Genomic DNA, 26,163 nt, shown 5'->3' on the forward strand with positions numbered 1-26,163 from the left:
GACGCCCTTCAGACGGCGGAGAATTTGCGCTCGAACTCCGCCTGCCATTCCTTGAGCGGGCGGTAGCTAGGCTGGCTCTCGCTGAACGCCTTCTTCTCTGCGCGGATCTGCTCGGCGGGGAGCGAAAGGTCGAGCGGCTCGAGGCATGGCTGGGTGACATACCATTCGGTGTCGGCGAAGAATTCCAGGCGATTGCCCTCGGGGTCGCGGAAATAAAGCGAATAGGAGATGCCGTGGAACACCGGCTGCATGTCCGAAATAGGCGCCGCCTTGACGAGCGGATACAGCGACTTGAGCGCTTCGAGCGAATCCACCCGGAACGAGATCTGCTGGATCATGCGCACGTCGAGGCTGGTCTCGCGGCCGGCAACAAGCACGAGCTGGTGATGGTCGCTGGAATTGCGGCTGAGGAACACGATCTGCGTGCCCTTCCCCTCGCCCCGGTCGGTGATCACGAACCCCAGCGTCCTGGTGTAGAATTCCACCATCATGTCGAGATCCTGGACGTACATGCCCAAGTGACTGATCGTGAACTTGCCGGCGTCGAATCTTGCTTCAGCCATGAATCATTCCTTGAACCTATTCTTGCTTCGACGGTCAGCCACCTGCCGGTGATGTGGAAAGCTGATCCGCCATCGCCGCGACGCCGGCGGCGGCAACTTGCTCGTCCTCAGCCGAGCCGACCCCCGAAACGCCGATGGCGCCGACGCATTGCGTGCCATGGAAAATCGGGACTCCGCCCTGGATCGGCAGTCCGAACGGGAAGTTGAGGAAGCCCGGGCGGCTTTCCACGCGATCCTCCCAGAATTTGGAAGAGCGCCGGGTCATGGCCGACATTCGCGCCTTGCCGAGCGCGATATCGGGGGCCATCGGCCCGGTGCCGTCCATCCGGTCGAGGCGCAGTAGATAGCCGCCATCGTCGACGATCGCGATCGTCACCGTCCAGCCGTTGCGGACTGCCTCGGCGCGCGCGGCGGTCATCATCGTGTCGGCGTCGTCCGCGGTAAGACTGGCCTTCTGCCTCATTTCGGCATGCTCCACCTAGCTTGCATGATCATGTGCGGTAGGAGGAGCCGCGTTCGCGCTCGAGCTTGCGGAGCAACGCGGGCCATTCCAGCCCGCATTCTCCGGGACCGCCGGGGCCAAGCAGCCACCGCCCCTGTTCGCCGGCATGCGCGATCGCTTCGTTGCTCAGCGCCCCCAGCTCGCGCCCGCCCGAAAGCCCGGCGACCTGATATTGGCAGGCGGTCTCGAACCGATAGTTCCACACGAACGCCTCGCCGACCGTCTGCCCGACGGCGAGCGCGCCATGGTGGCGCAGCACCAGGATCCGGCCGTCCGGCCCGATATTATTGGCAATACGTGCGCGCTCGTCGAGATCGTCGGCGACGCCCTCATATTCGTGATAGCCGATGAAAGGCCGCAGCATCATCGCCTGTTGCGACAGCGGCAGCAGCCCTTCCTTCTGCATCGCGATGGCATTGTTCGCGGTGGTGTGGGTGTGCAGCACGCATTGCAGGTCGCGGCGATACATGTGGATCGCGCTGTGAATGACGAAACCGCCGCTGTTCGGGATGCCCTCACCGGCGACGATATTGCCATCGACGTCGACCTTGATCAGCGACGATGCGGTCACTTCCTCGAAGAACAGGCCATAGCGATGGAGCAGAAAATGATCCTCGCCGCCGGGCACGCGCGCCGAGATGTGCGTGCTCATCAGGTCGGCCATGCCGTACAGGTCGATGAGCTGGTAGCAGGCAGCGAGATCGCAGCGGACTTGCCACTCCTCCTCGCTCATGCCGCCCGGGACGGGGCCTGCATCGCGAATATTGCGAACCTGGTTCATCACACTCTCCTCCGGCCTCGCATCGCATCCACTGGCGGGAACTTCCCGTCGAAGCGCTACGCCGGTCACTTGTGGCGGATCATATCGGGCAGACCCTCCCTGCCGATAGGACAAAAGTCACTGCCTGGGCCGATGGCCGGGGTAAGGCTGGGATCCGTGTCATATGTTCGCCCGCGGGAAGCGTCGTCATGTATTCGATCACTGATCTGGAGGCGGCGGCGCGGCGGCGGTTGCCGCGTCGCGTCTACGACTTCATCGCAGGAGGCGCCGGCGCGGAAGCGAGCGTCCGCAACAATGTCGAGGCCTTTCAGCGCATTCGCTTCGTACCGCGCACGATGGTCGACATCCAGCGCCGCACGATGGCAGCCCGCCTGCTCGGCCGCGACTATGCCGCGCCGTTCGGGATCGCGCCAATGGGGATGTGCGACATCGCCTGGCCCGGCACCGACGAGGGGCTGGCCCGCGCGGCGCGCACGGCGGGGATCCCCTATTGCCTGTCGATGGCCGGCAGCTCCGCGCTGGCCGAAGTCCACCGCCACGCGGGCGAGTATCTTTGGTATCAAGTCTATCTGTGCGGCAGCGACGCGCTGTGGGAGCGCCAGTTCAGCCGTGCCGAAGCGCTGGGTGTCGAGAACCTCATCCTCACCGTCGATGTGCCGGTGCCCGGCCGGCGGCTTCGCGATCTGCGCAACGGGTTTTCGGTGCCGGTACGCTGGACGCCATCGCTACTGCTCGATTTCGCCACGCATCCCGCCTGGTCGTTGCGCACGCTCGCCCGTGGCGCACCGCGCATGCGCAACATGGAGAGCTTCGCCGGAGAGCGTCACGGAGCGAGCTCGCTCGACTCGATTCTCGCGATCTTCGCCTCGGCGGTCCATGAGTGGGAGGTCATCGAGCGGCTGCGCGACCGCTGGAAGGGAAAGCTGATCATCAAGGGCATACTGCACCCGGCCGACGCGGTGCGGCTCGCCGGCCTTGGTGCGGACGCGATCGTCGTATCGAACCATGGCGGCCGCCAGCTCAGCTCGGCGATCAGCTCGATCGAGGCCCTGCCCGCCATTCGCCACGCGATCGGCCGCGAATTCCCGCTGATCCTCGACAGCGGGATACGAAGCGGCGAGGATATCGCCAAGGCGCTGGCATATGGCGCCGATTTCGTGCTGGTGGGCCGGCCGTTCCTGTTCGGATCGGCGGCGCTCGGCCCGGCGCGCGGCCCGCAAGCCGTCATCCGCATCCTCCAGGCGGAACTGGATATGACGCTGGCGCAACTGGGCTGCACCAGCCCCGCGATGCTCTCACCCGATTTCGTTCACGTGACCGGCTAACCCGTTTCCCGCGCCAACGAATCCTGCAACCCGCGCAGCAGGGCGAGCACCGCGCGGTTGAATGGCACCTCGATGCCGAAGCGCGACGCCAGGCCGACCAGCACGCCGGTCAGCTGCTCATGCTCCATCGATCGCCCCGCCAGCCGGTCGAATAGCATCGACGAGCCGGTCTCGGAGTCCTGGGCGGCAAAGGAGTCGAGCAACGGGCCGATCTCCGCCGCCTCCAGCTTCGCGCCAGCCGCCCGGCCGACCGCCACCGCCTCGGTCAGAATGGCGCGCGCAAAGCTGCGGATTTCAGGATCGCGCATGATGCCGAACCGGCGCATCGTCAGCGCGGTGATCGGATTGACGCACAGATTGCCGAGGAACTTGCGCCACGACAATGTCTCGAAATCCGCCGCCTGCTCAACCTTGAGCACGCTGCCTTCGAACAGGCGCGCGAACGCCGCGCCGGCTGGCCCCGCGGGGACGATATAGCGCGGCGCGCCGCCGCTGCGGACATGGCCCGGCGCGACGACTTCGCCCGGCGAATAGACGACCGCCGGCAGCACCTGTCCCTGCCGCAGCAGCGGGCCGACGCGATCGGCATGGCCGATGCCGTTCTGCAGCACCACCACGACCGTCTTCGGCCCGACCAGGCGATCGAGCCAAGGCGCTGCACTCGCCGTGTCCTGCGCCTTGGTCGCCAGCAACACCCAATCCACCACCGCCACCGCCGCCGGGTCTGCCACGATCCGCGCCGGCACCTCGCGGACGTCCCCCTGCAATTCGACGATCAAGTGCGGAATTGGCCGGCGCACGCACAGTGTTACCTCGCCCGAGGAGCCCGCGAGCGCCGCTGCCGCTACGCCGCCGACCGCGCCGGCGCCGATCACGGCAACCGTCATGGCTTGGCCTGCCGCGGCCGCGGCTCGGCATCGGGCTGACGAAGGCGCTGTTCGAGCCGCGCCGCCTCCTCCTGAAGGAACGGCAGGATCGTCTCGGCCCGCGCATCGTCGAACCTTCGCTCGATCGCCGCGATCGACAGCGCGCCCGCCGGCCGGCCATCCGGGCCGCGCACCCCTACGCCGAGCCCCCACGAACCCGGCATCAGCATGCCCGGATTGAACGCATATCCGTCGCGTCGCGTGCGCGCCACCAGTTCGCGCATCACCTTCGGCGAGTATGACTTGTACAGCTCGGTCGACAAGATCGCGGTGTTCGCTTCCAGTATCCGTTCGACCTCGTCGTCGGGGAACATCGACAGGATCGCTAGGCTCCCCGCACCGACCCCCAGAGGATGCCGGTCGCCCATCTGCAGCACATGCGTGCGAAGCGGAAACGAGCCTTCCTCACGATGCAGGCAGACCGAATACGTATCCCGCGGCACGGAGAGAAACGCGCTGTCGCCCGTCGCCTGGCTGAGCCGCGCCAGTCCGCCCAGCGACATCGCGTGAATGCCGAACCGGGCGCCGGCCAGCAGGCCCAGAACATAGGCCTCCGGCCCGATATGGTATCGGCGGCTGCCATCATCCTGATCGAGCAGGCCAGACCGCACCAGCGCCTTGAGCACGCGGCGGACCGTCGGCTTAGGCAAACCCGATTCCGTGACGAGGTCGGTCGGCCGTGCGCCTTCCGGGCCTGCGCGCCCTACGGCGAGCAACAGCGCGATGGCGCGTTCGATGCTCTGGGTTCCATCCACACCGGCAATCGTTGTTCCCACTCGCCACTCCACTGCAAATATAGGTTCATATAATGGACAGGTCTGGAGTTCGTCAATCAAATTACGCAGCATTTCATACTTGGCCTTGCCTTCGAGACGTGAAATGTGGATACTGAAAGAAAGGTCCATTTAGTGGATCATAAAGGGGTCGCCTGCACGGTCCCGTTCCGACCAACAGGAGTGTGGATGAAGCTCGCGACTTTCGCCCATGGTGGCAAAATCAGCTATGGTGCCGTGATCGGCAATGACATCGTCGATCTCGGCGCCAAGTTTGGCGACCGTTACCCCGACTTGCGCAGCCTGCTGGATGGTGACGGACTGGCCGAGGCGCAACGTACGATCGCGACCGCTACGCCCGGCGTGAGCGCCGACGATGTGACCTGGCTGCCGGTGATCCCCAATCCCGACAAGATTATCTGCGTCGGCCTGAACTATAGGTCGCATATCGGCGAAACCGGCAGAACCAGTGCAGAGGAGCGCCCGGTCATCTTCACGCGTTTCGCCGCGAGCCAGGTCGGCCATCTGCAGTCGATGATCTGCCCCGTCGAATCCGAACGCTTCGACTATGAGGGCGAGCTGGTCGCCGTCATCGGCAAGCGCGGCCGCCGCATCGCGGAAAGCGACGCGCTCGATCATGTCGCAGGCTATTCGATCTACAATGACGGGTCGGTGCGCGATTTCCAGCTGCACACTCACCAATGGGGGCCCGGCAAGAATTTCGAAGGGACCGGCGCCTTCGGACCGTGGATGGTCACATCCGACGCGTTCGGCGACCCCTATACGCATAACCTGACGACCCGGCTGAACGGCGCGGTGATGCAGGATTCGAGCATCGGCCTGATGGTTTTCAACATCCAGGCCGTGATCGCCTATGCGTCTACCTTCACCGAGCTGCTCCCCGGCGACGTGATCGTCACGGGGACACCGGGCGGCGTCGGCAATGCCCGCAAACCACCGATCTACATGCACGATGGCGACACCGTCGAAGTCGAGATTACCGGCATTGGCACGTTGCGCAATCCGGTCGTGAAAGAGCGGAGCTGACCGGACGCGCGGGGAGAGAATCATGTCAGCGACGAATATCGAGACGATGCAGCGCCCTTCGGCGGCGCCCGACGGCATGACCGAGGCCGAATGGCAGGTCCGCTGCGACGTCGCGGCCTGCTACCAGCTGCTCGACCTTTATGGCATGAGCGACCTGATCGCCAACCATGTCTCCGCCGTCATTCCCGGGCCGGAGCATCACTTCTTGATGCACCAGTTCGGCATGCTCTACGATCAGGTGACGGCCTCGTCGCTGGTCAAGATGGACAGGGACGGCAACGTCATCGGCAGCGGCTATCCCAATCGCGGCGGCGTCGGCCTGCATGGCGGCATCCATCAGCTACGCCCGGATCTGAACTGCGTGCTGCACACCCACACCGCCGCGAACAACGCCGTCTCGATGCTCCAGGAAGGGCTGATCCCGGCGCATCAGAACGCGATGGTCCTGCTCAGCTTCATCGGCTATCATGATTACGAGGGCGTCGCCGGCAGCGGGGCGTCCGACGAATGCGCCCGTATCGTCGAAAGCCTCGGCTCCCATCACCGGATCGTCATCATGCGGAATCACGGCGCGCTGACTGTCGGCCGCTCGATTGCAGAAGCGTTCGTATGGATGTACCGGTTCGAATCCGCCTGCCGCTTCCTCGTCCAGGGCCTGTCCTGCGGCCGCCCGCTGAACCCGGTGTCCGAAGCGGATATCGAGCGGACCAAGCAGGCCGGCCGCAAGCTTTTCGGTCCGGGCGGCGGAGCGGAAGTCGGCAGCCTGGAATGGCCCTCGCTGCTCAGGAAGCTCGAAGCCGAGCGGGGCACGTCCTACCGCAGCTGATACGCTCGCGCGTCAGGCCGCTTCGGCGCCCGCCGCCGCCGCATCGCCGCGGGCATGGAGCATCAGTGCGACCAGAAAGCCGGTGCCGACCAGCAGCGCAACGCCCATCAAGCCGAAAAAGGCATGGAGCGACCAGCCCGAGGCCAGGATGAGCCCGGCCAGCGCCGGTCCCACCGTACCGCCAAAGCGGGACATCCCGACCGCCCAGCCAACGCCGGTTGAACGGATCGATACGGGATAGGAAGCCGCGACCAGCGCCACCAGCCCGCTGGACGCACCTCCGACCGCGATCCCCGAGATCAGCGTGCCGATCGCGAACAGCTCGACCGAAGTGACCGCGAAACCGAGCACGCTGACCGATACCGCGGCGATCAGCAGGAACAGGATGAGGACATAGTAGCGGTCATATTTGTCCATGATCCGGCCGACGATGGGTGCGCCGATCGCGGTGCCGCCGGCATAGGCCGACACCATCAGCGGTGCCTGCGAGAGCGGGATGCCTGCTTCCTTGAGGATCGGCACGACCCAGGCGACCAGCGTCACCACGACCAGCCAGCAGCAGAAGAACGCGCCCCACAGGCACAGCGTCGTGGTCGCCCGGCCGTCGGTGAACAGGTTCGAGATGCTCGACCCGCTGGTCCTTTCCTCGGCGACCACGAAACGCGTCGTCTCGTCGGGATGCAGATCGGGCGCGATGCGCTGCACGATCCGCGCGAGGCTGGCCTTGCGCGCGCCGCTGACCGCGAGGAAGCTGATCGATTCCGGCACGAGGAACAGCATGAGCAGCGCGATCGCGATCGGCACCGCACCGCCGATATAATAGACGGGCATCCAGCCGTGCGACGGCAACAGGATCGACGAGGCGAATCCGCCGAGCACGCTGCCCAGCGGCAGCATCGTCCACATGATCGACACCACCGTGGCGCGAATGCGCAACGGCGCATATTCGGTGGACAGGCTGACGAACGTCACCGATGCGCCGCCGAGCCCGAGCCCGGTGAGGAAACGAAAGGCGATGAGATGCTCGAACGAGCCTGACAGCGGCGTGAGCAGCGCGAACAGCCCGAACACCACCACCGAAAAGGTCAGGATCGATTTTCGCCCGAACCGGTCGGCCAGCGGCCCGGCGACGAAGGCGGCGATCATGAAGCCGAACTGCGCCGCCGAGAAGACCGGGCCGAAATCCTTGACGTCGAGCCCCAGCGACGCGGCGATGCCGGGCGCGGTGATGCCGATGATCACCGAATCGAATCCGTCCATCAGCGCCGCCAGCGCGCACAGGAAGAACACGCCGAACTGATAGCGGGAGACGGGCCTGTCGTTGATCAGGTCCGTGACATTGATGGTCGCGTTGCTCATGGCTTCCCGCTTCTGTTACGCCGCCTGCCGGTGGGACTTCGCGCGAAGCCCCACCGGCAGCTACTGGATTACGATCTATGCTACGCCGGTTCCCGGCGCATGATCATTCTTCGCCGAATTTGAAGCTCGCGCGCACCCCGAACACGCGCGGCTCGCTGATGTTCGCGCCGATCAGTCCGGTCCGGAACGGATGCTGAATGCCACCGGTGATATAGGCGGTCTTGCCGATGTTGCGGATGAACGCGCCGACCGAAAAGCGCCCGTCGTCGCTGGTATAGTCCAGGCTCGCATTGAAGATGGCATAGGCCGGATCTCGCTCCGCCGGCAGGAAGTTCACGCCGATCCAGCGTGCCGACGAGAATTGCATGCTGCCCACGAAAGCGAGCTGCCCGCTGGAACCGAAATCGAAGACATGCTGGTAGCTGGCCGAGCCGGACCATTCGGGCGCGCGCGCGACCTGGAATCCGGCGCACGACTTGGTGACGATGCCGCCGCTGGTGTCGACCACCGGACAGCCATTGGTCGCCGGGTTGTAGGCGATGGTCGGCGCGGTGACGGCGTAGGAGTCATATTCCGAGTTGGTATATTCGACCGACGCGGTGAAGGTGTCGAACGAAGTCGGCTTAAAGATCGCGTCGATCGTGCCGCCGAACAGCGTCGCGTCGCCGACGTTCGAGAACAGGAAGTTCGGCCCCTCGACCGGGACGATCTCGACATTCTGGTTCTGGATGTCCTTGTATTTCCAGTAGAAGGCCGAGAGGTTCAGCTGCAGCCTGTTGTCGAACAGCCGGTTCTTCATGCCAAGCTCATAGGCATTGAGCATTTCCGGCTCGAACACCGAACGGCTCGCGACCCCGGTCTGGTTCAGGCCGCCCGCCTTGAAGCCCTTGCTGGCGGTGAAATACAGCATGCTCTGCGGGGCGACATCATATTCGAAGCCGCCCTTGTAGGTCCAACCGTCGAAATCCCGTTCACCGCCGAAATTGACCAATGTCACCTCAGGCGTCGCGCGAGCGTCCACGATCCGGCCGGTCAGCGTGCGGTTTTCCGTGGTGTAGCGCAGGCCCGCGATCAGCCGCAGTCCATCCGTCACGCCGAACGTCGCCTGGCCGAACACGGCGCCCGCCTTGGTCTCCGGGAAATAAAAATTCCGCCGGATGCTGCGCACCGTGCTCGCCTTGATGAAGTTCAGCCCGTCGATCTTGTCGTGATAGGCAAAGGCGCCGATCACCCAGGTCAGGCCCGGCGAGGAATTGCCCAACCGGACCTCGAGCGATTCCTGCTCCGCCTGCAAGGTGCTCTGATAAAAGAAGCCCGGCGCGCCGACGCTGAACGTATCGACGTTGCGATATGCCGGCAGGATCGTGAGATCGGCAAAGCCGAGATCCCAGTCGAGCTGCGCGCTCAAATTCCACAGCGTCGTATCCTGAGTTAGATCCGACGCCGCGAGCGGACCCGACGTGCCGGGAAACGTATCGCGATAGGCAATGGCGGCTGGGTCGGCCGTGCCTTCCCACGGATCCGAACCGGGCCGGCTGGGAAGCAGCACATAGCCGCCGCCGACACCGCCGAGATGCGTGTAATCCGCGCTGAGCCGCAGGCTAACGTCGCTGCTTGGCTGGAACCGCAGCTTGAAGCGCACCGATTGCTTGACGTCGTCGAGCGACCCGTCGGACAGATAGCCGTCGCGGTCGGTCAGCTTGAAGGCGATGCGCGCGGCGACCGTCTCGCCCAACGGCAGGTTCAGCGCGCCGGCGACGCTCTTGAGGTCGTAATTGCCGAGCTCGCCCGAGACATAACCGCTGATGCCGGTGAAGCTCGGATCCTTGGTGATGAGGTTGATCGAGCCGCCGTTCGAATTGCGGCCGTACAGCGTGCCTTGCGGGCCTTTCAGCACCTCGACCCGCTCCACATCGAAGAAATTGCCGTTCATGCCGTCGGTGCGGCCGACATAGACCCCGTCGACGTTGAACGCTACACCGGGGTTGGATAGCGAACTGTACGAAAAGTCGCCGACGCCGCGGACATAGATTTGCGCATTGCCGCCGCCCGCACCGATCTGCATGCCCGTCACCAGCCGCGTGAGATCCTCGACCTTCGAGAGGCCAGCCTTCGCGCCTTCCTCACCGCCGACGACCGCGATCGTGATCGGTGCACGCTGAATGCTCTGCTCGCGCCGCTCGGCGGTGACGATGATCTCCTGGATGCCCTGCACGGGCTCATCCGCGGCGGCTGCCGGCGCATCCTGGGCCCGGGCCGGCTCCGAACCGATCACGCAGAGCAGCGCCGACACGCTGGCACCGAGAGCCAGATGGGCTCGTCGCCTGCAAGCAAAGATACCAGTCATCATTCTCTCTCCCTCATTTATCGCGTTGATTCTATTATCTTCAATCACTTGTACTGCCCGACGCGCGCGTCACTCGACGCGGACGGGAAGCACGCCGAACCCGCGCAGCGTGTTGTTCGGGCGCCGCATCGGCTCGCCGGCCAAGTGGAAGCGCTTCACTCGCGCGGCGAGCGCGGTGAGCAGGCAGCGCATCTCGAACTTGGCGAGGTGCATACCCATGCACATGTGCGGCCCGGCCCCGAAGGCGAGGTGCTCGCGCGAATCGCGCCGCACGTCGAAGTCGTCGGGATTGCCCCATTTGCGCTCGTCGCGATTGGCCGAGGCGAACATCATCACCGTGCGCGATCCCGCCGGCAGCGTGACGTCCTCTATCGCATAGTCATGCGTGACGTGGCGCGTGAAATGCTGCACCGGCGCCTCGATCCGCAGAATCTCCTCGATCGCCTTCGGGATCAGCGCGGGATCGGCTCGCACGATGTCCCACTGCTCGGGATGAGCGTAGAACAGCCAGATCGCGCTGCCGATCGCGCTGATCGTCGTGTCGAGGCTGGGACCGACGTAGTTGAACAGCAGGTCCTTGGCGTTCTTGGGGTCGAAGGTCTCGCTCTTCGGGTTGCTCAGCAGCGTGTCGCCCCAGCTTCCCGGCAACAGCTTGTCGCGCGGAATGTTGCGGACATAGCTGAGCGCCTCGGCGCGCTTCGGCTCCGCCCGGCGCGCGCGCTCGTTATACGAGCCCATGCTGTCGAAGCTCGCCGACGCCCAGTCCAGCATGTTCGCCCGCCCCTCTTCGGGCAGGCCGACCAGTTCGGAGACGATGTTCACCGGCAGGTGGTGGGCAAGCTCCGACACCGCGTCGAACCGCTGCTGCGCGAACAACCGGTCGACCAGTTCGTCGGCGGATTGCTGGAAGCGGAGTTCCAGTTTCTTGAGGTTGCCCGGCAGCAACGGCCCCTGAAGGAACGAGCGCAACTGCGCATGCACCGGATCGTCGGACTCCAGAACGCCGCCCGAAACATTGGCATTGCGCTCCTCGTTCGCCGAAACGCCCTTGGCGGAGGAGAAGGTTTTCCAATTGCCCAGCGCCGCTTTCACGTCCTTGAATCGAGAAATCGCGAAAAGATCGTTGTTGGTCAGATGGACGATGGGCCCGGCATCGCGCAGCGCCTTATAATGCGGCCAGGGATCGGCGCGGACATCCTCGCTATAGATGTCGATGTCGGAAGCCGGAGCAATCATTCTGAACCCCTTGAAACAATTCAATGCGCGCCGTCGGTGATTTCCGCACGCCGGCTGCCGTCGCGATAACTTGCCAGCCTCGCGAGACTTGCTGCCATGACTTTAGTCCGCTGAAAGCCGGCCCGGCGGACCGGTCAGCGAAACTTGTATCCGACGGTGATGCCATAGGTCGCCGGCTTCCCGGCCAGCCGCCGCACCACGTCGAACGCGCGCGCGACGTTGGTCCAGTAATAGCTGTTGGTCACGTTTCGGCCGAACAGCTCGACGCGCCAGCGGCCGTCCTGCGACTTGATACCGGCGCGAAGGTCGAGCAGCGCATAGTCGTCGATGCGCAGCACCGCTTCGGTACCGAAACCGGCGGTGGTGGCGCTGCGGTAGCTCAGCGATCCACCGACAAAGCCCTTCATATCCTCACCCAGCGGATGCTCGTAGGCCACGTCGCTCGAAACCTGCCATTGCGGCGTATAGGGAAACGCGTCCCCGCCGAAATCGGTCGCCGCGCCGAGCAGCGAGAAGTTCGGGAACGACCCCAGCACTTTGCTGTCGAGATAGGTCGCGCCCACCGAAACGGTGAGCCCCTCGACCGGGTACAGGTTCGCCTGCCCCTCAAACCCATAGATGCGCGACTTGGGCACGTTTACCAGCGATTCGATCGCCCCAAGCACGCTCGGCGGCTGGAAGCTGCGCCCCTTCATCTGCTTGTTGCGATAGTCGTAATAGAAAGCGGCCGCCGACAGATCGACCTTACGGTCCGCCAACGCGACCTTCAACCCGGCCTCATAGGCCAGTACCGATTCCTGGGTGACCGGCCGCAGCGCCGCCTGGGCGAAGGCATTCAGCACCGGCGAGTTGCCGCTCTTATAGCCCTGGCTGACGCTGACATAGAGCAAGGTGTCGCGCGCCGGCTTCCAGTCCAGCCCGGCGCGCCACGAGACATTGTCCTCGCTCAGCTCGCCGGCGAGCAAGCCGGGCATGAGGTTGCCGTCGAGCGACAGGCACTGCCCCACCCCCAGCGCCGCGATCGCCGGGCGGCCGGAAAGACCGCGCAGCAGATTGAAGAAGCCGGTGAGCGCCGCGGCCGAAGCCGCATCGCCGGTGCGCGAGCAGGTCGCATAGGTCAGGTCCGCCTTCGAATAGCGCGCGCCCCCGTGCAGGACGAAATCGCCAATCTCGTAATCGACATTGCCGAACACCGCATAGGTGTCGAAATCCTGGCTGCCGGTCGCGTTATTGGCTTGGAACCGGCCCGGAAACGGCAGGAATCCGGCGGCCGCGGTCGTATAGAGGAAATCGCTGTGACCGTCCTCGAAGCTCTTGTCCTTCGAATAATTGCCGCCGACGATCCAGCGCGCCGCGCCCAGGCTTCCCGACAGGCGAAGCTCCTGCGTGAAGGACGAAGCGTCGCCGATGGTGAGGATCTTGCCGTTGTTCAACGAGATGCCGTCGATGTCGACCAGCTGCCGCACCGCCATGTCGGCATAGGAGGTCAGCGATGTCAGCGTCACGCTATCCGACAAGTCGATCTCGCCGCGCAGCGAGAGCTGGTAGAAGCGGTTATCGCGCGAGAAATCGGTGTTCGGATCCCAATCGGCCGCGCGATTGTCGCGCGGCGAAAGCGGATAGCTGCCGAGCAGCGGGTAGAGGTTCAGGTTCTGCGGCCGGTTCGCCGCGACCGCGATCAGCTGGCCCGCCTGCGTGTCGGACTTGTCGATGAAGCCATTGGCGTTGAAATTGAACCGCACCGTGTCGCTCGGCGACCAGTCGAGCAACAGCCGGCCCTGGATGAAGCGCTGCTCGCCCAGGCTGTCGTCGCGCGTATAGCTGCGCTGCCAACCGTCACTGCGCACCCCGCGCACCGCGATCCGCGCGTTGAGATTGGGTGCCAGCGGGCCAGTCACATAACCGCTCAGCTCGGCGGTATTGAAGCGGCCATAGCTGCCCGCGATGCCGGCTTCGAAGGACGGCTTCGGCTTGGCAGCGATATAATTGATCGCGCCGCCCGTGGCGTTCGAGCCGAACAGCGTGCCCTGCGGTCCCTTGAGGATCTCGACGCGCTCCAGATCGAATGCCGATCCCGCCGTCATGATCGAGAAGGTGAGCGGCATCTGGTCGAGATAGACGCTGACCGTGGGCCGCGCGCCGATCGAGGTATCGAAGAAACCGACGCCGCGCAGCGAATAGACCGGCACCGACTGGCCGCTTTCGACATAGCTGAAGCCGGGCGTCGCCTTGGCTAGGTCGGCGGCGTCGCTGATCCCGCGCGCCTGAAGCTGGTCACCAGACAGCGCGGTGATCGTCATCGGCACGTCGCGCAGGCTCTCCGAGCGCTTCTGCGCGGTGACGATGATGTCGCCATAGCCCTGCGTTTCGCCCGCATCCTGCTCGGCGCCGACCTGCGGACCGGCAACCGCCGGCTCGCGGGCTGCCGGCGTCTCGGCAAAGGCGGGCGCAGCCCAGCTGGCGGTGATCGCGATCAACGCCGTGCCGTGGCGGACCATCGATAGCCTGAATCCATTCATGCCTTCGCTCCCCCGATATTATTTTTATGCGGCAGATCACCGCCCGGACGCCATCCGCGACGGCGGCGTTCCCGTGCGGGATGGTTGGCAGCACTCGGGGAAGCGTCGCTATGACTTTAGTCCGCGGGTCGGAGGATGGCTTGCCGGTCGCGACGCGCAGTAGTGGCGATGCCTTGGCGCGCAATCCTCCAGGGTGGCGCCATCGATCCGGCCAAGCTGTATCGATTGCAAGCGTCGGTGGGAGGACGAACCCCTCTCCCGCGAAGGCGGAGGAGGGCTAAGAAAACAGCCGTCTTTGTACGCTACAAAATGGCCGCGGCCTCGCGCGCGCCGGACCGCGGGATGCTTCAGGCCTCCTCGGCGATGCGGTGCAGCATCCGCGGGTCGGCGATGACATGCGCCGTCCCTTCGCGCTGGATCACGCCTTCGCTCCGCAGCCGGACGGTCGCTCGCGACACCACCTCGCGGACCGATCCGATTGCATCGGCAATGTCCTGCGGCGAGGCATGGACGACCAGCTTGCCGTCGAGGCGCTTCGCCATGTCCAGCAGGTGTCGCGCGACTCGCGAGCGGACCGGCTGGAACACATTGTCGGCGAGCATATGGTGGCTCGACATCAGCGTGTAGGCGAGTTCGGTGCACAGGCCCCACATGATGTCCGGATCGCGCGCTACGATCTGACGAAAGCGTTGCGTGGACAGGCGCAGCACATGGCAGGCGTTCATCGCCTGAACGCCGATCGCATCGCCATCCTCGATCGAAGTGGGCGCAAGCAGCGTGGCTAGGCCGATCACGTCGCCGGCCTCGACATAACGCACCGTCGCCTGACGCCCCTGCGCCGAGGTCGTGTAGACGCGCGCCGATCCCTCGACGATCAGCGCCAGCAGGCGGTTCGACGGACTGTCGAGCAATGGCAGGTCCGTCCCAGCCGCGGTCCGGCTTTCGACCATGTCGAGGAGCATCTCGTCGGCATGCTGTCCCATCAGCTTGCGGAATCGGCATGCCTGCCATGCGCTCGTCGCGGCCGGCGAGATCGATCGGCCCCTGATTGCCCGGGCCGGCATTTCATCGTTGGCAGCGGCTATTGCTTGCATGACGATCCTCTCCCGCGGAAACTTGCCGGGGCCGCCGTGTCGCGGCCCTCAATCCGTCCCGCTCCCTTTCTATCACACCGGCGCGATCGAAACAGTGCCTTGAGTTGCAGGGCCGATACCCAAAACGACGCGATCGCGGCTCGGCTGTCTCGCGGCGAACCGCATCATTCGGCTCCCACGGCGCTCGTGCCCCGCGCGCCGTCACGCGCCTTGGCCACGCCGATCGGCTCGGGATGCGCCGCCTGTTCGCCGCCGGATGGGAGCACGCCCCGTTCGCACAGCGCCTCGTACACCAGCTTCTTGCTGGTCTTGCCATAGGCAGACTTGGGCAGCGCGTCCCAGAACACCACGCGCTTGGGCAGCTTGTAGCGCGCCACCCGCCCTTCCATCCAGGCCAGCAGTTCGCCTTCGCTCAGCCGCCGGCCGTCGCGCGGCACGCAGGCGGCGACGCCGACCTCGCCCCACACCCGATCCGGCACGCCGACGATCGCCACTTCCGCGATGTCGGGATGCTGCAGGATCTTCTCCTCGATCTCGCGCGGATAGACGTTGGACCCGCCCGATATGAACATGTCCGACGAGCGCCCCGTAATGTAGACGAACCCCTCGGCATCGACATAGCCAAGGTCGCCGGTGCGGAACCAGCCGTTGCGGAACGCCTTCGCATTCGCGGCGTCATCGCCATAATAGCCCGCGAACACCGCCGGCCCGCACACGCAGATCTCGCCGATGTCGTTCACCTCGAGCTCCCGTCCCTCGGCATCCTGGATCGAGAGCTGCATCGCGGTGCGCACATGGCCGCAGGTGCCGATCCGGGCGTCGGCATCATCGGTTTCGTCGTGCAGCTCCGGTGGCAGCACGGTGATGTTTCCGGTTACCTCGCCGAGCCCGTAATATTGCACCAGCACCGGTCCCAGCGCCTTGATCGCGCGCTTCTGGTCCTCGCGGTACATCGGCGCCCCGGCATAGATGACATAGCGGAGCGAGCCGTGATCGTAACGGTCGACCGCCGGATGCTCAACCAGCAGCTTGAGGATGGTCGGCACCGTGAACAAATTGGTGATCCCCCAGCGCTCGACCAGGCGCCACGCCTCCTCCGCGTCGAACCGTTCGTTCGTCATCAGCACGGTCTTGGCTGCCCGCGCCGTCTGCACCAGCTGGTGAATTCCCGCGCCATGCGAGAGCGGCGCGACGACGAGGGCGGCGTCGCGATGCGTGGTGGCCGGCATCAGGTCGCACAAATGACTGGTGACGACGAAGCCGAGCTGCCCATGAGTCAGCACGGCCGCCTTGGGCCGGCCGGTCGTGCCGGATGTGAAGAAATACCAGCAGGGGTCGTCCTGCTCGACGTCCGCCATGGGTCTCGCCTGCCCCAGATGCGCGGCGACGAGATCGTCATAATCGGCCTGGCTGTCATCCGAACCGATCATGATGAGGCTGGTCAGCGTCGGTGTGTCGCGCATCGCCGTTTCGGCATGGCCGGAGAAATCGGCATGACACAGCATCACTGACGCGCCGCTCGCCTGCGCGAGATAGGCGACCTCCTCCGGCGTCTGGCGATAGTTGGTCGGCACCCAGACCGCGCCGAGGCGGAAGCAGGCGAACATCGATTCGAACATCTGATTGCAGTTCTTTGACTGCACCAGCACGCGATCCCCCTTCACCACCCCGCGCTCGCGCAGCACGACGCACATCGCATCGACCCGCGCGTCGAGCTCGGCCCAGCTCCAGCTTGCATCCCCCCAGGCGAACCCGGTCTCGTCCGGGAAGCGCATCGCCGCCTGGCGCAACAGGTAAGCGAGATTCATCACCCGGCGTGAGCAGGGCGCGACCCCGCCCGCGGGCGCGCGCCCCGGCATGCTCACTTGATCCGCTCCAGCAGCGAGACGTAGTTCGCCACCGCGGCGCCACCCATGTTGAAGACACCGGCGACGGTCGCGTCCGGTATCTGCATCTCGCCGGCCTCCCCCGTCAGCTGGAGCGCCGCCATCACATGCATCGACACGCCGGTCGCGCCGATCGGATGCCCCTTGCTCTTCAGGCCGCCCGAGGGGTTGACCGGCAGGCGGCCGCCCTTCTCCGCCAGCCCCTCGCGAACGACGCGATAGCCCTCGCCGGGCTTGGCCAGCCCCATCGCCTCATATTCGATAAGCTCGGCAATGGTGAAGCAGTCATGCGTCTCGACCAGCGACAGGTCGGCCAGCGTCAGGCCACCGTCCTCGAGCGCGCGGGACCAGGCTTGGCGCGCGCCGTCGAAGGCGGTGGGATCGCGGCGGCTGAGCGGGAGGAAATCATTGACCTGGCGGCGCGCGCGAAAGCCGATCGCCCGCTCGAGCGTCTGCGCGACCTCGGCGTCGGCAACGACCAGCGCCGCCGCGCCGTCCGAAATGAGCGAGCAGTCGGTCCGCCGCAGCGGCGCGGCGACATAGGGATTGCGTTCGGACACGGTGTTGCAGAATTCGAAACCCAGGTCCTTGCGCATCTGTGCCCAGGGGTTGGCGACGCCGTTGCGGTGGTTCTTGGCCGCAATGCGCGCCAATTCCTCCGAACGATCCCCATACCGCTGGAAATACCCCTGGGCGATCCGCCCGAATATCCCTGCGAACCCGCCATCCACTTGCGCTTCCTCGCGATGATAGCTCGCGCCGAGCAGGACTTCCCCGGCTTGCGACGTCGCCACGCCGGTCATCTTCTCCGCGCCGACGACCAGCGCGATGCGCCCCCTGCCCGCCTCGACAAAATCGAGCGCCGCGTAGAGCGCGGCAGATCCGGTGGCGCAGGCATTCTCGACGCGCGTCGCCGGGGTGTTCGCCAGACGGTCATCGGCCAGCGCGACGAGCGACGCCTGGAAGTCCTGCTTCGAGAAGCCGTTGTTCATGACGCCGACATAGATGCCATCGACCGCCTCGGCGCCGACCCCGGCATGCTCCAGCGCGGCGAGCGACACCCGCGCCATCAGGCTTTCAGTATCGGCATCCTCGAGCCTGCCGAACGGCGTATGAGCCCAACCGACGATACAGGCGCCACCTTCATTCATCATCTCATCCCAATAAGGTCTATATAATAGACCATAAATTCATCACACAGCTCGGAACTGCCTCACTTCAATAAGGTACATATGGCTATTGCTTTCAGCGTTCAAGTTGTGAAATAATCAGTCAGCTGCAAATATTAGGTCCATATTATGGATCATCTACCAACAACTAGGGGAAGAGGAATGGGCGCATTCGCCCCGGCTCCCAGCGAGCTGGAAAAGGAACTGCTCGATCTGGAGCGCCGCCGGTGCGACGCGATCTGTGCGAACGATCTCGAAACGATCGACGCGATGATGTCGGATACGCTGACATATGTGCACAAGTCCGGCAGCGTCGAGAACAAGGTCACTTATCGTCAGGGCCTGACCGACCTGCGCGAGTTCAAGAGCGTCGAGCGGGAGGAGCTGGCGATCCGGGTCTTCGGCGATGTCGCGATCATGACCGGCATCCAGCGCGTCCTCGTCCGCACGCGCGGGCAAGAAGCATTCCGCGAGATCACGGTTTTCGCCACGCAGGTATGGGCGAAAAGCGGCGGGACGTGGCAGATGGACGTCTATCATTCCACGGGCGTCTGAAGCCCGGCATCATCATCGGAGAGAAGCTTGCGTATCCATCACGTCTACACCGACGAGCACGGTGAATCCCATTTCCGGGACATGGAAATCGACTATGAAAGCTCGCATTTCGACGGGGCGGACCGTCGTGCGAAGCCGATTCCGGTCACGAGCATGATTTTCCGGACCACTGCGGCCGACCAGGATCTGGATTTCCACAATGCCCCGCAGCGGCAGTTCTGCGTCAATCTCGATGCGGGCGTGGAGGTCACGGTCAGCGACGGCGAGACGCGCTATGTCGGCGCCGGCGAAGTCCTTCTGCTCGAGGACGTGACCGGCAAGGGCCATATGTCGCGGCACATCGAGAAGAAATTGCGCCACTCGATCTTCATCACGCTGCCCTGAATAACGACAAGCGGACGGGCCGTCCGTCAGCCCGGAGCGGCCAGCCCGGCTGCGGCGATCCCGCCCAGCGCGCAATTCTCGTCATTGTCGGACGTATGGCCGGTGACGCCGACTGCGTCGATCGGGGTCCCGGCCTCGTCAAGGACGATCGCACCGCCGGCCGCCGGCACGACGCCGTTCGGCGAGATCGAGCCGAGCGAAGCAACGAAGCTGGGGCGTTCGGCCGCCATCTCTCGGCGACCTTGCGGCTCGACACCCCCAGCGCCAGCGCGCCCGCGGCCTTGGCGACGGCAATCGGCGGCTGCAATGTCGACGAGCCATCCTCACGCTGGAAGGCGAGCAGATGTCCGCCAGCGTCGAGCACCGCGACGCTTAGCGGCTTCAGTCCAAGCTCGCGCCCTTGCACCAGCGCGGCGATGACGAGGTGTTGGCCTGAGCAAGCGTGATGGGGGTCATGACGGTCTCCGGCTGGTGTCGCGGGCCGATAGCCCTGCCGGCGCTGGCCCGCCCGCTGCCCAGTCCAGTAGTTCGACTGTATGGACCACGGGAAGCGCGCTGTGCATGCCGATCTGGGTAGCGCAACCGATATTGCCCGTGGCGACGACGTCGGCGTCGAGCCGCTCGAGATTGGCGGCCTTGCGCTCGCCCAGCTGCCCGGCGATTTCGGGCTGCAGGATATTGTAGGTTCCCGCCGAGCCGCAGCACAGATGCGCTTCGACCGGCGTGCGGACCTGATAGCCGGCATGGGCGAGCAGGCGCCGGGGCGCGTCAGTCACCTTCTGGCCATGCTGAAGCGAACAGGCTGCATGATAAGCCACAGTGAGCCCTCGGCCGTCCCCCGGCGGCAGATCGGCATCCTGCAGGAATTCGGTAATGTCCTTGGCAAGCGCCGAAACCGCCGCCGCTGGGCCAGCATAGGCAGGGTCGCCGCGAAGCATGAACCCGTAGTTCCTGATCGTCGTGCCGCACCCCGAGGCAGTCACCAGGATCGCGTCGAGGCCGCCATCGTCAATCAGGTCATGCCATGCATCGACGTTCCGCCGCGCAAAGCCCAGGCTGTCCCGCTCGCGCCCCATATGATGCACCAGCGCGCCGCAACATGTCTCGCCCCGCGCCGGCACAACGTCGAAGCCGGCACGATTAAGGAGGCGCACCGCTGCGGAGCGATATTCGGGGCGCAGCACCGGTTCCGCGCAGCCCTGGAGCAGCGCCACCCGCCCCTTCGATCCGGCGACGAGCGCATTCCCCACCTTCACCACGGGAGCCACGCGCGCGGGCGCGAGCGCCAGCATGGCGCATAGCGGCCGTAGTGCCTTCATCCGGCGCAGCAGCGGTTGGCCCGGACGCGCCAGCCGCGCGAGCGACAGCGCGGCGCGGAATCGCCCAGGATAGGGCAATACCCATGCCAGCAGCGTGCGGATCATCCGTTCGAGAAGCGGACGGCGGTATCGGGCATTGATATAGGCACGGGCGTGATCGACCAGATGCATGTAGTTCACACCCGACGGGCAGGTCGTCATGCACGACAGGCAGGAGAGGCAGCGATCGACATGCTTGACCGTCTCCGGCCCCGGCTCGCGCTGGTTCTCCAGCATGTCCTTGATCAGATAGATGCGGCCGCGCGGGCTATCGAGCTCGTCACCAAGCAGCACATAGGTCGGGCAAGTCGCGGTGCAGAAACCGCAATGCACGCATTTGCGGATCACGCCTTCGGACGAGGCCATCGCCGGATCGGCCAGCGCTTCGGCCGTAAACTCCGTCTTCATGCCCTGTCTCCGAACCGCCCGGTTTCGAATACCCCTGACGGGTCGAACGCCCGCCGCACACGCTCCTCAAGCGCGGCGACGCCAGGCAAGGGCGGATCGAACGCTGGCACCTTCTCGCGCAGTGCCGCGGGCCCACGCACCAGACTGGCATGTCCGCCGGCGCGCGCTGCCGCGGCACGGACCAGATCGGGATCTCCATCGAAGGTGAGCCAGACCAGCCCGCCGGCCCAGTCGAACAGCCAGTGCGCACCGTGCGGATGCAGGTTCGACACGACAGCCGCACCCCGGCTTGGCGGCACGTGGACGCGCCATAATGGCTGCCCGGAATTGAGCGGGGCGAGCGTCCGCAAATCGTCCCACAGGCCTATCGCCTCGCTCTCCTCCAACGCCATGACCCGGCCATGGGCCGCAAGCACGCAATCGAGGATCGCGGCCTTGGCCTCGACCGCGGGCCCGAAGCCGCAGACCTGCACGGCGGTAAGCGCCGCGCCGCCGCGCAGCTGCGCCGAAATGTGCGCCGCGGCGACGACTTCGGCTTGCGATCCCATGGCCGCCGCCATCGCCCTGATAGCCTGTTGGGCATCCAGCCCGGCGATCGCCCGGGTCGCCCGGACCGGGGGCCGCGGCAGCACCTTCAGCGTCAGCTCGGTCATCGCGAACAGCCTGCCCCAGCTGCCCGCGCCGAGCTTGGGCAAATCATAGCCAGTGACATTCTTGACCACTCGCGCCCCCGCCAGCAGCGCTTCGCCGGCACCGGACACGGCTCGAAAGCCAAGCAGATGGTCGCGCGCCGAGCCCGCCGATACGCGCCGCGATCCCGCCACCCCGGCGGCCACCACCCCGCCGATCGTCGCGCGCCCCCCCACTTCCCCAAAAATCGGCCCGTGGTCGAACGGATCGAATGCGAGCATCTGGTCCTCCGCTGCGACGAGCGCCTCGACGTCCGCGAGCTGTGTGCCGGCGCCGACGGTCAGCACGAGCTCGACCGGATCATAATCGATGATGCCGGTGAAGGCTGACATGTCGAGCAGCACGGCCCCCGGCGCCAGCCGCCCGATTCCGGCTTTGCTGCCGCCCCCGCTGATGGCGAGCGCATGACCGCCTCGTCGTGCCGCAGCCATCGCGTCGATCAGGTCTGCCACGGACGCAGGACTTAGAGCGGTAGCGGGCGCCATCAAAAACGCGGCAAGTCAGGAAACGGCGTCGCGCCGCGGTGAACATGCATGCGCCCGAGCTCCGCGCAGCGGTGCAGCATCGGGAACACCTTGCCTGGATTGAGCAGCGACTTGGGGTCGAACGCGCATTTCAGCCCCTGCTGCTGGCGCAGATCGGTTTCGGAGAACATCTCGGGCATCAGGTCGCGCTTTTCGACGCCGACGCCATGTTCGCCGGTCAGTACCCCGCCGACCGCGACGCACAGGCGTAGAATGTCGGCTCCGAACGCCTCGGCGCGATCGAGCTCCCCCGGCACATTCGCATCGTACAGGATCAGCGGGTGAAGATTGCCATCGCCCGCATGGAACACATTGGCGAGGCCCAGACCATATTGTTCTGAAAGCTCGCGCATTCGTTCGAGCACTTCGGGCAGACGGCGCCGCGGAATCGTCCCATCCATGCAATAGTAATCAGGCGAGACGCGGCCCACTGCCGGAAACGCCGCTTTACGTCCCGCCCAGAAAGCCACCCGCTCGGCCTCGTCGGCCGACAGCCGGAGCGTCGTCGCGCCATTGGCACGCGCGATGGCGGCGACTTCCCCTGTCAAATGGTCGCACTCGGCAGTCACGCCATCCAGCTCGACGATCAGCAGCGCCTCGACGTCGAGCGGATAGCCGACCTCGACAAACGCCTCCGCGGCATGGATCGCCAGCCTATCCATCATCTCCATGCCCGCTGGAATAATGCCGGCCGCGATCACGTCAGCAACGCACTGACCGCCGCTTTCGACGCTGGGGAAGCCGATCAGCAATGCGCGTGCGCCTTCGGGCTTGGGCAGGATGCGGACGGTGACTTCAGTGACGATGCCGAGCAGTCCCTCCGATCCCACCACCACGCCGAGCAGATCGAGCCCGGCGGAGTCGAGCTGACGGCCACCCAGCCGAATGATCTCGCCGTCCATCAGCACGATCTCGACGCCCAGCACATTGTTGGTCGTCAGCCCGTATTTGAGGCAATGCACCCCGCCAGAATTCTCCGCGACATTGCCGCCGATAGTGCAAGCGATCTGGCTCGACGGGTCGGGCGCGTAGTAGAAGCCGCGATCTTCGACCGCGCGCGTTACGGCGAGGTTGGTGACGCCGGGCTGCACCACCGCGAGCCGGTCGGCGTAGTCGATATCTAGCATGCGATTGAACCTGGCCATGCCCACTAGCACCGCGTCCACCAGCGGCAGCGCCCCACCTGACAGCGATGTGCCCGCGCCGCGCGGCACGACGCGCACGCCCTGAGCATGGCACCAGCGCAGGATCGCCGCGACCTGGTCGGTCGTTTCGGGCAGCACGGCGACCATCGGCGGCTGGCGGTAGGCGGTCAGTCCGTCCGACTCATAGGCCCGAAGCGCATCGGGATCGTCGATCACGCCTTCGCCGGGCACGATCGCCCGCAGCGCGCGGACGATCTCGCTCCGCCGTGCGAGCACGCCGGCATAGGGCTCTGGCATCACGAGCGACATTGCATGGAATCCCTGCGTTCAACTCAAAAGCCCCTATCCACGTCGCTGCCCGGCGGCGGCAGGACAAAAGTCAGCACTTGCGGCAGTTTCAATAGGACAGCTTCGTATCAGTATGCTGGAGCCGGGGTTTGTCCGCGAAAAATTCGCCAACATTGGCGCGCCATTCGACATATTCCGGGGACTTTTGGAACATCTCCATGTGGTGCGCGACCGACTCCCATTCGATCAACAGCACGAACACCGCCGGGTCCTCGACGGTGTGGTGCAACTCTAGCCCGATGAAGCCGGGCGAGCGCTTGAAGATCGGGCGTGACGCGGCGACGCCGGCGACGAACTGATCCTGGGTGCCCGGCTTGATCCGGAATTCGACGATTTCTGTGATCATTGAATCGCTGTCCTCATGGCAACACCGCGTTTTCCGCGGCGGTTATGTCTGTTCGAAATTGCGCATGAAACCTGCCGGCGGCTCGGTCCCCCACAGCGTGTAGGTATCCTCCGCCGGATGGTCGCTTGCCTGCCAGTCGCAATCGGCCGGAATATAATCCATGTCGGCCGAATATTCGGCATGGCTGCCCCACGGATCGGTGGCGTAATAGAAATAATTCGAACCCAGCACATGTCTGCCGAGCCCCCAGCCCTTGTCGTAGCCCTTTGCCAGCATCTGCTCGGCGCCCAAGCCGATCTCGTTGATCGAGCCGACGTCCCAGCTGCTGTGGTGGAAGCCGGGCCCGCCCGACTTGACCATCGCGAACATGTGATGCTCGCTGCCGTGCGGGCCATGCAGGAACGCGGCGAAATCGCCGACATGATCCGACAGCCGCAGGCCGAGCACCTTGGTGTAGAACCGGACCTTACGATGCACATCAGCGGTATACAACGCGATGTGGCTCAGCCGTCGCGGGCGCGTCACCGGGGCACGGCTGCGCGGTGGCGCTGCGGCAACGCCGGTGCCCGCCGACACGTCGCCGAACGCCGACTTGGCCAGCGGCGAGGATTTCGGCCTGACCGCCATCTCGATGAGATTGCCTTCCTCGTCATGGAACCAGATGCCGTTGCTCTGGCTCCCCGACGGCGGCGGCACGCAGGGAATATTCAGCCGGTCGAGGTGCGAGCGGAACGCCGGCAGGTCGGCCTGGTAGATCCCGAAGGTGAGATAGCCGAACTGCTTGCTCCTGCCCTCGCGCAACGCAGCCCAGCGATGCGGATTGCCGAACGCATAGAGCCCGGCATCGTCGCCTTCCACGCGCACCTCGAGACCGAAGCAGGTGTAAAATGCAGCGGCTTCGGCGAGATCAGGCACGGTCAGCGAATAATGGTCCAACGAATGCACCCCAAGCGCGTTCGCCCGGTGCGGCATGTCGATCATGTGTGCCTGCTCAGTCATGCCGTTGCTCCGACTGGATTTTCGATCGCCGCCCGCTCCGCCTCGACCAACCGGCGATAGATGCGCCGCGCGCGCGTCGAGGCATTGTCGATCGACAGCAGCGTGGGCGCACAATCGAGCAGATCGGCCTCGCCGATCTGCTCTTGCTGCGCCTCGATCATCGGCTTGTCCTCACCGCCGAACGCGATCGCCAGGCCGGCGGTGATCGCAGCGTTGTAGGCCGCGTCGTCGACGCGGTAATTGCGCGAGTTGCAATAGAGATAATGGGTAGAGACCGCCGTTTCGGGCGTCATGATGTGCGCGTTCCACGTCGCGAGCCCCGCATCGGGCGTGTCCTTCACAGCCAGCTCGCTTCCGAGGAACATGACGCCGGAGGGGTACCACAGCACCTCGGTGGTCATATCGGTCAGCGCGTCGGGATCGGGCAGTTCGGGCTGCCAGATCGGGATCGCCTTCTCGCCCTGCGCAACCCAGCGGACATGGAGCTTGTCGCCACACTCCTCGACCTGGACCGTGGCGCGGGTAAACGACCCGCCGCCGAGCGTGGCGACATGGAGATAGTCGCCATGGCTGAGGTCGAGGATATTGTCCTCAAGCAGGCGATGATCCGCCACGGTGTGCATATAGCCCTTGCTAAAGGCGTGCTCAGGTGCGCGGTCGGCGAAGGACAGGTCGGGGATTTCGCGATCGTCGGCAAGATCGGGCTCGCCCATCCAGATCCACAACAGCCTGTGCCGCTCAACCAGCGGATAGGGCCTGACCGCGAGCGCGCCGAGCAACGGCCCATGCGGGTTTTGGACGCAGCGGCCGGTATCGCCGTCGAAGCGCAGTCCATGATAGCCGCACTGGACGACATTGCCCTCGATCCGGCCCAGGCTGAGTGGCGCGAGGCGATGCGGACAACGATTGGCAAGCGCACGGACCCGTCCCGCGTCGTCGCGCCAGAACAGGATCGGCTGGTCGATGATCCTGCGCGCCAGCCGCTCGCGCGGCTTGATCTCGTCTGCCCAGGCGGCCGCATACCAGCAATTCGTCAGCCAGTGCATTCCCCCG

24 protein-coding genes and 1 pseudogene are annotated in these 26,163 nt (G+C 65.2%); 5 read left to right on the top strand and 20 right to left on the bottom strand.

Features of this window, described 5'->3' with window-relative positions; all coding sequences use genetic code 11:
• Window positions 1-8: 8 nt before the first annotated feature.
• The 3 genes from M9978_RS13035 to M9978_RS13045 are packed head-to-tail and all read right to left on the bottom strand — an operon-like array spanning window position 9 to window position 1,846.
• Window positions 9-563: a VOC family protein gene (locus M9978_RS13035; protein WP_254293871.1), complete on the bottom strand. Its 555-nt coding sequence runs from the start codon at window positions 561-563 to the stop codon at window positions 9-11.
• Between the two features lie 34 nt (window positions 564-597).
• Window positions 598-1,026, bottom strand: a complete 429-nt coding sequence (locus M9978_RS13040; RefSeq protein WP_254293874.1) for a GlcG/HbpS family heme-binding protein — start codon at window positions 1,024-1,026, stop codon at window positions 598-600.
• Window positions 1,027-1,054: 28 nt separating this feature from the next.
• Window positions 1,055-1,846: a class II aldolase/adducin family protein gene (locus tag M9978_RS13045; protein ID WP_254293876.1), complete on the bottom strand. Its 792-nt coding sequence runs from the start codon at window positions 1,844-1,846 to the stop codon at window positions 1,055-1,057.
• A 188-nt stretch (window positions 1,847-2,034) separates the two neighbouring features.
• Here M9978_RS13045 and M9978_RS13050 point away from each other — a divergent pair, with 188 nt between their 5' ends.
• Complete coding sequence (locus M9978_RS13050) at window positions 2,035-3,171, top strand: alpha-hydroxy acid oxidase (RefSeq protein ID WP_254293878.1); 1,137 nt, start codon at window positions 2,035-2,037, stop codon at window positions 3,169-3,171.
• On the opposite strand, the gene M9978_RS13055 is transcribed toward M9978_RS13050, so the two are convergent.
• On the bottom strand, window positions 3,168-4,058 hold the full coding sequence (locus M9978_RS13055) for a 2-dehydropantoate 2-reductase (RefSeq protein ID WP_254293880.1): 891 nt from the start codon (window positions 4,056-4,058) through the stop codon (window positions 3,168-3,170). The genes M9978_RS13050 and M9978_RS13055 overlap by 4 nt on opposite strands.
• The gene (locus tag M9978_RS13060; protein WP_254293882.1) at window positions 4,055-5,002 is read right to left on the bottom strand and encodes an IclR family transcriptional regulator; all 948 of its coding nucleotides are present in this window, start codon (window positions 5,000-5,002) and stop codon (window positions 4,055-4,057) included. Before M9978_RS13060 ends, M9978_RS13055 begins: the two co-directional genes overlap by 4 nt.
• Window positions 5,003-5,059: 57 nt before the next feature.
• Between M9978_RS13060 and M9978_RS13065 the strand changes: the two genes are divergently transcribed.
• Window positions 5,060-5,917 (top strand): fumarylacetoacetate hydrolase family protein, encoded by an 858-nt coding sequence (locus tag M9978_RS13065; RefSeq protein ID WP_254293884.1) that lies wholly within the window; start codon window positions 5,060-5,062, stop codon window positions 5,915-5,917.
• 22 nt (window positions 5,918-5,939) lie between these two features.
• Window positions 5,940-6,743: a class II aldolase/adducin family protein gene (locus M9978_RS13070; RefSeq protein WP_254293886.1), complete on the top strand. Its 804-nt coding sequence runs from the start codon at window positions 5,940-5,942 to the stop codon at window positions 6,741-6,743.
• Window positions 6,744-6,755: 12 nt separating this feature from the next.
• Here the strand turns inward: M9978_RS13070 and M9978_RS13075 are convergent, their stop codons facing one another.
• From M9978_RS13075 to M9978_RS13105, 7 genes are all read right to left on the bottom strand, one after another.
• A complete protein-coding gene (locus M9978_RS13075) occupies window positions 6,756-8,102 on the bottom strand; it encodes an MFS transporter (RefSeq protein ID WP_254293889.1) in 1,347 nt (448 codons plus the stop codon).
• A gap of 103 nt (window positions 8,103-8,205) precedes the next feature.
• Window positions 8,206-10,395, bottom strand: coding sequence for a TonB-dependent receptor (locus M9978_RS13080; RefSeq protein WP_254293891.1), 2,190 nt, complete (start codon window positions 10,393-10,395; stop codon window positions 8,206-8,208).
• A 123-nt stretch (window positions 10,396-10,518) separates the two neighbouring features.
• The gene (locus tag M9978_RS13085) at window positions 10,519-11,685 is read right to left on the bottom strand and encodes a cytochrome P450 (RefSeq protein WP_254293893.1); all 1,167 of its coding nucleotides are present in this window, start codon (window positions 11,683-11,685) and stop codon (window positions 10,519-10,521) included.
• Window positions 11,686-11,819: 134 nt separating this feature from the next.
• The gene (locus M9978_RS13090) at window positions 11,820-14,204 is read right to left on the bottom strand and encodes a TonB-dependent receptor (protein ID WP_254293896.1); all 2,385 of its coding nucleotides are present in this window, start codon (window positions 14,202-14,204) and stop codon (window positions 11,820-11,822) included.
• Between the two features lie 347 nt (window positions 14,205-14,551).
• Entirely contained in the window at window positions 14,552-15,187 is a 636-nt protein-coding gene (locus M9978_RS13095; RefSeq protein WP_254293898.1) for a Crp/Fnr family transcriptional regulator, read from the bottom strand.
• Between the two features lie 275 nt (window positions 15,188-15,462).
• Window positions 15,463-17,157 (bottom strand): acyl-CoA synthetase, encoded by a 1,695-nt coding sequence (locus tag M9978_RS13100; RefSeq protein WP_254293985.1) that lies wholly within the window; start codon window positions 17,155-17,157, stop codon window positions 15,463-15,465.
• A gap of 2 nt (window positions 17,158-17,159) precedes the next feature.
• Entirely contained in the window at window positions 17,160-18,335 is a 1,176-nt protein-coding gene (locus M9978_RS13105) for an acetyl-CoA acetyltransferase (protein WP_254293900.1), read from the bottom strand.
• Between the two features lie 180 nt (window positions 18,336-18,515).
• Between M9978_RS13105 and M9978_RS13110 the strand changes: the two genes are divergently transcribed.
• Window positions 18,516-18,908 carry a nuclear transport factor 2 family protein gene (locus M9978_RS13110; RefSeq protein ID WP_254293902.1) on the top strand — a complete coding sequence of 131 codons (393 nt, stop codon included), beginning with the start codon at window positions 18,516-18,518 and terminating at the stop codon, window positions 18,906-18,908.
• A 27-nt stretch (window positions 18,909-18,935) separates the two neighbouring features.
• Complete coding sequence (locus M9978_RS13115) at window positions 18,936-19,292, top strand: cupin domain-containing protein (RefSeq protein ID WP_254293904.1); 357 nt, start codon at window positions 18,936-18,938, stop codon at window positions 19,290-19,292.
• Between the two features lie 26 nt (window positions 19,293-19,318).
• On the opposite strand, the gene M9978_RS23365 is transcribed toward M9978_RS13115, so the two are convergent.
• The 8 genes and pseudogenes from M9978_RS23365 to M9978_RS13150 all read right to left on the bottom strand — a co-directional run bounded on the left by M9978_RS23365 (window position 19,319) and on the right by M9978_RS13150 (window position 26,156).
• Window positions 19,319-19,522, bottom strand: coding sequence for a heme-binding protein (locus M9978_RS23365; protein WP_367305098.1), 204 nt, complete (start codon window positions 19,520-19,522; stop codon window positions 19,319-19,321).
• Between the two features lie 38 nt (window positions 19,523-19,560).
• Window positions 19,561-19,698 (bottom strand): annotated as a pseudogene (locus tag M9978_RS23370) (heme-binding protein); the annotation flags it as partial.
• 46 nt (window positions 19,699-19,744) lie between these two features.
• Window positions 19,745-21,058: a glycolate oxidase subunit GlcF gene (gene glcF / locus M9978_RS13125; protein WP_254293906.1), complete on the bottom strand. Its 1,314-nt coding sequence runs from the start codon at window positions 21,056-21,058 to the stop codon at window positions 19,745-19,747.
• Window positions 21,055-22,233: an FAD-binding protein gene (locus tag M9978_RS13130; protein ID WP_302053986.1), complete on the bottom strand. Its 1,179-nt coding sequence runs from the start codon at window positions 22,231-22,233 to the stop codon at window positions 21,055-21,057. Before M9978_RS13130 ends, glcF begins: the two co-directional genes overlap by 4 nt.
• Window positions 22,233-23,726, bottom strand: coding sequence for an FAD-linked oxidase C-terminal domain-containing protein (locus M9978_RS13135; protein WP_254293910.1), 1,494 nt, complete (start codon window positions 23,724-23,726; stop codon window positions 22,233-22,235). Before M9978_RS13135 ends, M9978_RS13130 begins: the two co-directional genes overlap by 1 nt.
• An 88-nt stretch (window positions 23,727-23,814) precedes the next feature.
• Window positions 23,815-24,111 (bottom strand): antibiotic biosynthesis monooxygenase family protein, encoded by a 297-nt coding sequence (locus tag M9978_RS13140; RefSeq protein ID WP_254293912.1) that lies wholly within the window; start codon window positions 24,109-24,111, stop codon window positions 23,815-23,817.
• Window positions 24,112-24,153: 42 nt separating this feature from the next.
• Window positions 24,154-25,110: a VOC family protein gene (locus M9978_RS13145; protein ID WP_254293914.1), complete on the bottom strand. Its 957-nt coding sequence runs from the start codon at window positions 25,108-25,110 to the stop codon at window positions 24,154-24,156.
• Complete coding sequence (locus M9978_RS13150) at window positions 25,107-26,156, bottom strand: Rieske 2Fe-2S domain-containing protein (protein WP_254293916.1); 1,050 nt, start codon at window positions 26,154-26,156, stop codon at window positions 25,107-25,109. Before M9978_RS13150 ends, M9978_RS13145 begins: the two co-directional genes overlap by 4 nt.
• Window positions 26,157-26,163 lie beyond the last annotated feature (7 nt).

The sequence above is a fragment of the Sphingomonas tagetis genome (genome assembly GCF_024211275.1).
In the GTDB taxonomy this organism is placed as follows: domain Bacteria; phylum Pseudomonadota; class Alphaproteobacteria; order Sphingomonadales; family Sphingomonadaceae; genus Sphingomonas; species Sphingomonas tagetis.

What these genes read in the sequence shown, in the direction of transcription:
- M9978_RS13035 (WP_254293871.1), bottom strand. Translation starts at nt 563, where the DNA reads ATGGCTGAAGCAAGATTCGACGCCGGCAAGTTCACGATCAGTCACTTG.
- M9978_RS13040 (WP_254293874.1), bottom strand. Translation starts at nt 1,026, where the DNA reads ATGAGGCAGAAGGCCAGTCTTACCGCGGACGACGCCGACACGATGATG.
- M9978_RS13045 (WP_254293876.1), bottom strand. Translation starts at nt 1,846, where the DNA reads ATGAACCAGGTTCGCAATATTCGCGATGCAGGCCCCGTCCCGGGCGGC.
- M9978_RS13050 (WP_254293878.1), top strand. Translation starts at nt 2,035, where the DNA reads ATGTATTCGATCACTGATCTGGAGGCGGCGGCGCGGCGGCGGTTGCCG.
- M9978_RS13055 (WP_254293880.1), bottom strand. Translation starts at nt 4,058, where the DNA reads ATGACGGTTGCCGTGATCGGCGCCGGCGCGGTCGGCGGCGTAGCGGCA.
- M9978_RS13060 (WP_254293882.1), bottom strand. Translation starts at nt 5,002, where the DNA reads ATGGACCTTTCTTTCAGTATCCACATTTCACGTCTCGAAGGCAAGGCC.
- M9978_RS13065 (WP_254293884.1), top strand. Translation starts at nt 5,060, where the DNA reads ATGAAGCTCGCGACTTTCGCCCATGGTGGCAAAATCAGCTATGGTGCC.
- M9978_RS13070 (WP_254293886.1), top strand. Translation starts at nt 5,940, where the DNA reads ATGTCAGCGACGAATATCGAGACGATGCAGCGCCCTTCGGCGGCGCCC.
- M9978_RS13075 (WP_254293889.1), bottom strand. Translation starts at nt 8,102, where the DNA reads ATGAGCAACGCGACCATCAATGTCACGGACCTGATCAACGACAGGCCC.
- M9978_RS13085 (WP_254293893.1), bottom strand. Translation starts at nt 11,685, where the DNA reads ATGATTGCTCCGGCTTCCGACATCGACATCTATAGCGAGGATGTCCGC.
- M9978_RS13090 (WP_254293896.1), bottom strand. Translation starts at nt 14,204, where the DNA reads ATGAATGGATTCAGGCTATCGATGGTCCGCCACGGCACGGCGTTGATC.
- M9978_RS13095 (WP_254293898.1), bottom strand. Translation starts at nt 15,187, where the DNA reads ATGGGACAGCATGCCGACGAGATGCTCCTCGACATGGTCGAAAGCCGG.
- M9978_RS13100 (WP_254293985.1), bottom strand. Translation starts at nt 17,157, where the DNA reads ATGCCGGGGCGCGCGCCCGCGGGCGGGGTCGCGCCCTGCTCACGCCGG.
- M9978_RS13105 (WP_254293900.1), bottom strand. Translation starts at nt 18,335, where the DNA reads ATGAATGAAGGTGGCGCCTGTATCGTCGGTTGGGCTCATACGCCGTTC.
- M9978_RS13110 (WP_254293902.1), top strand. Translation starts at nt 18,516, where the DNA reads ATGGGCGCATTCGCCCCGGCTCCCAGCGAGCTGGAAAAGGAACTGCTC.
- M9978_RS23365 (WP_367305098.1), bottom strand. Translation starts at nt 19,522, where the DNA reads ATGGCGGCCGAACGCCCCAGCTTCGTTGCTTCGCTCGGCTCGATCTCG.
- glcF (WP_254293906.1), bottom strand. Translation starts at nt 21,058, where the DNA reads ATGAAGACGGAGTTTACGGCCGAAGCGCTGGCCGATCCGGCGATGGCC.
- M9978_RS13130 (WP_302053986.1), bottom strand. Translation starts at nt 22,233, where the DNA reads ATGGCGCCCGCTACCGCTCTAAGTCCTGCGTCCGTGGCAGACCTGATC.
- M9978_RS13135 (WP_254293910.1), bottom strand. Translation starts at nt 23,726, where the DNA reads ATGTCGCTCGTGATGCCAGAGCCCTATGCCGGCGTGCTCGCACGGCGG.
- M9978_RS13140 (WP_254293912.1), bottom strand. Translation starts at nt 24,111, where the DNA reads ATGATCACAGAAATCGTCGAATTCCGGATCAAGCCGGGCACCCAGGAT.
- M9978_RS13145 (WP_254293914.1), bottom strand. Translation starts at nt 25,110, where the DNA reads ATGACTGAGCAGGCACACATGATCGACATGCCGCACCGGGCGAACGCG.
- M9978_RS13150 (WP_254293916.1), bottom strand. Translation starts at nt 26,156, where the DNA reads ATGCACTGGCTGACGAATTGCTGGTATGCGGCCGCCTGGGCAGACGAG.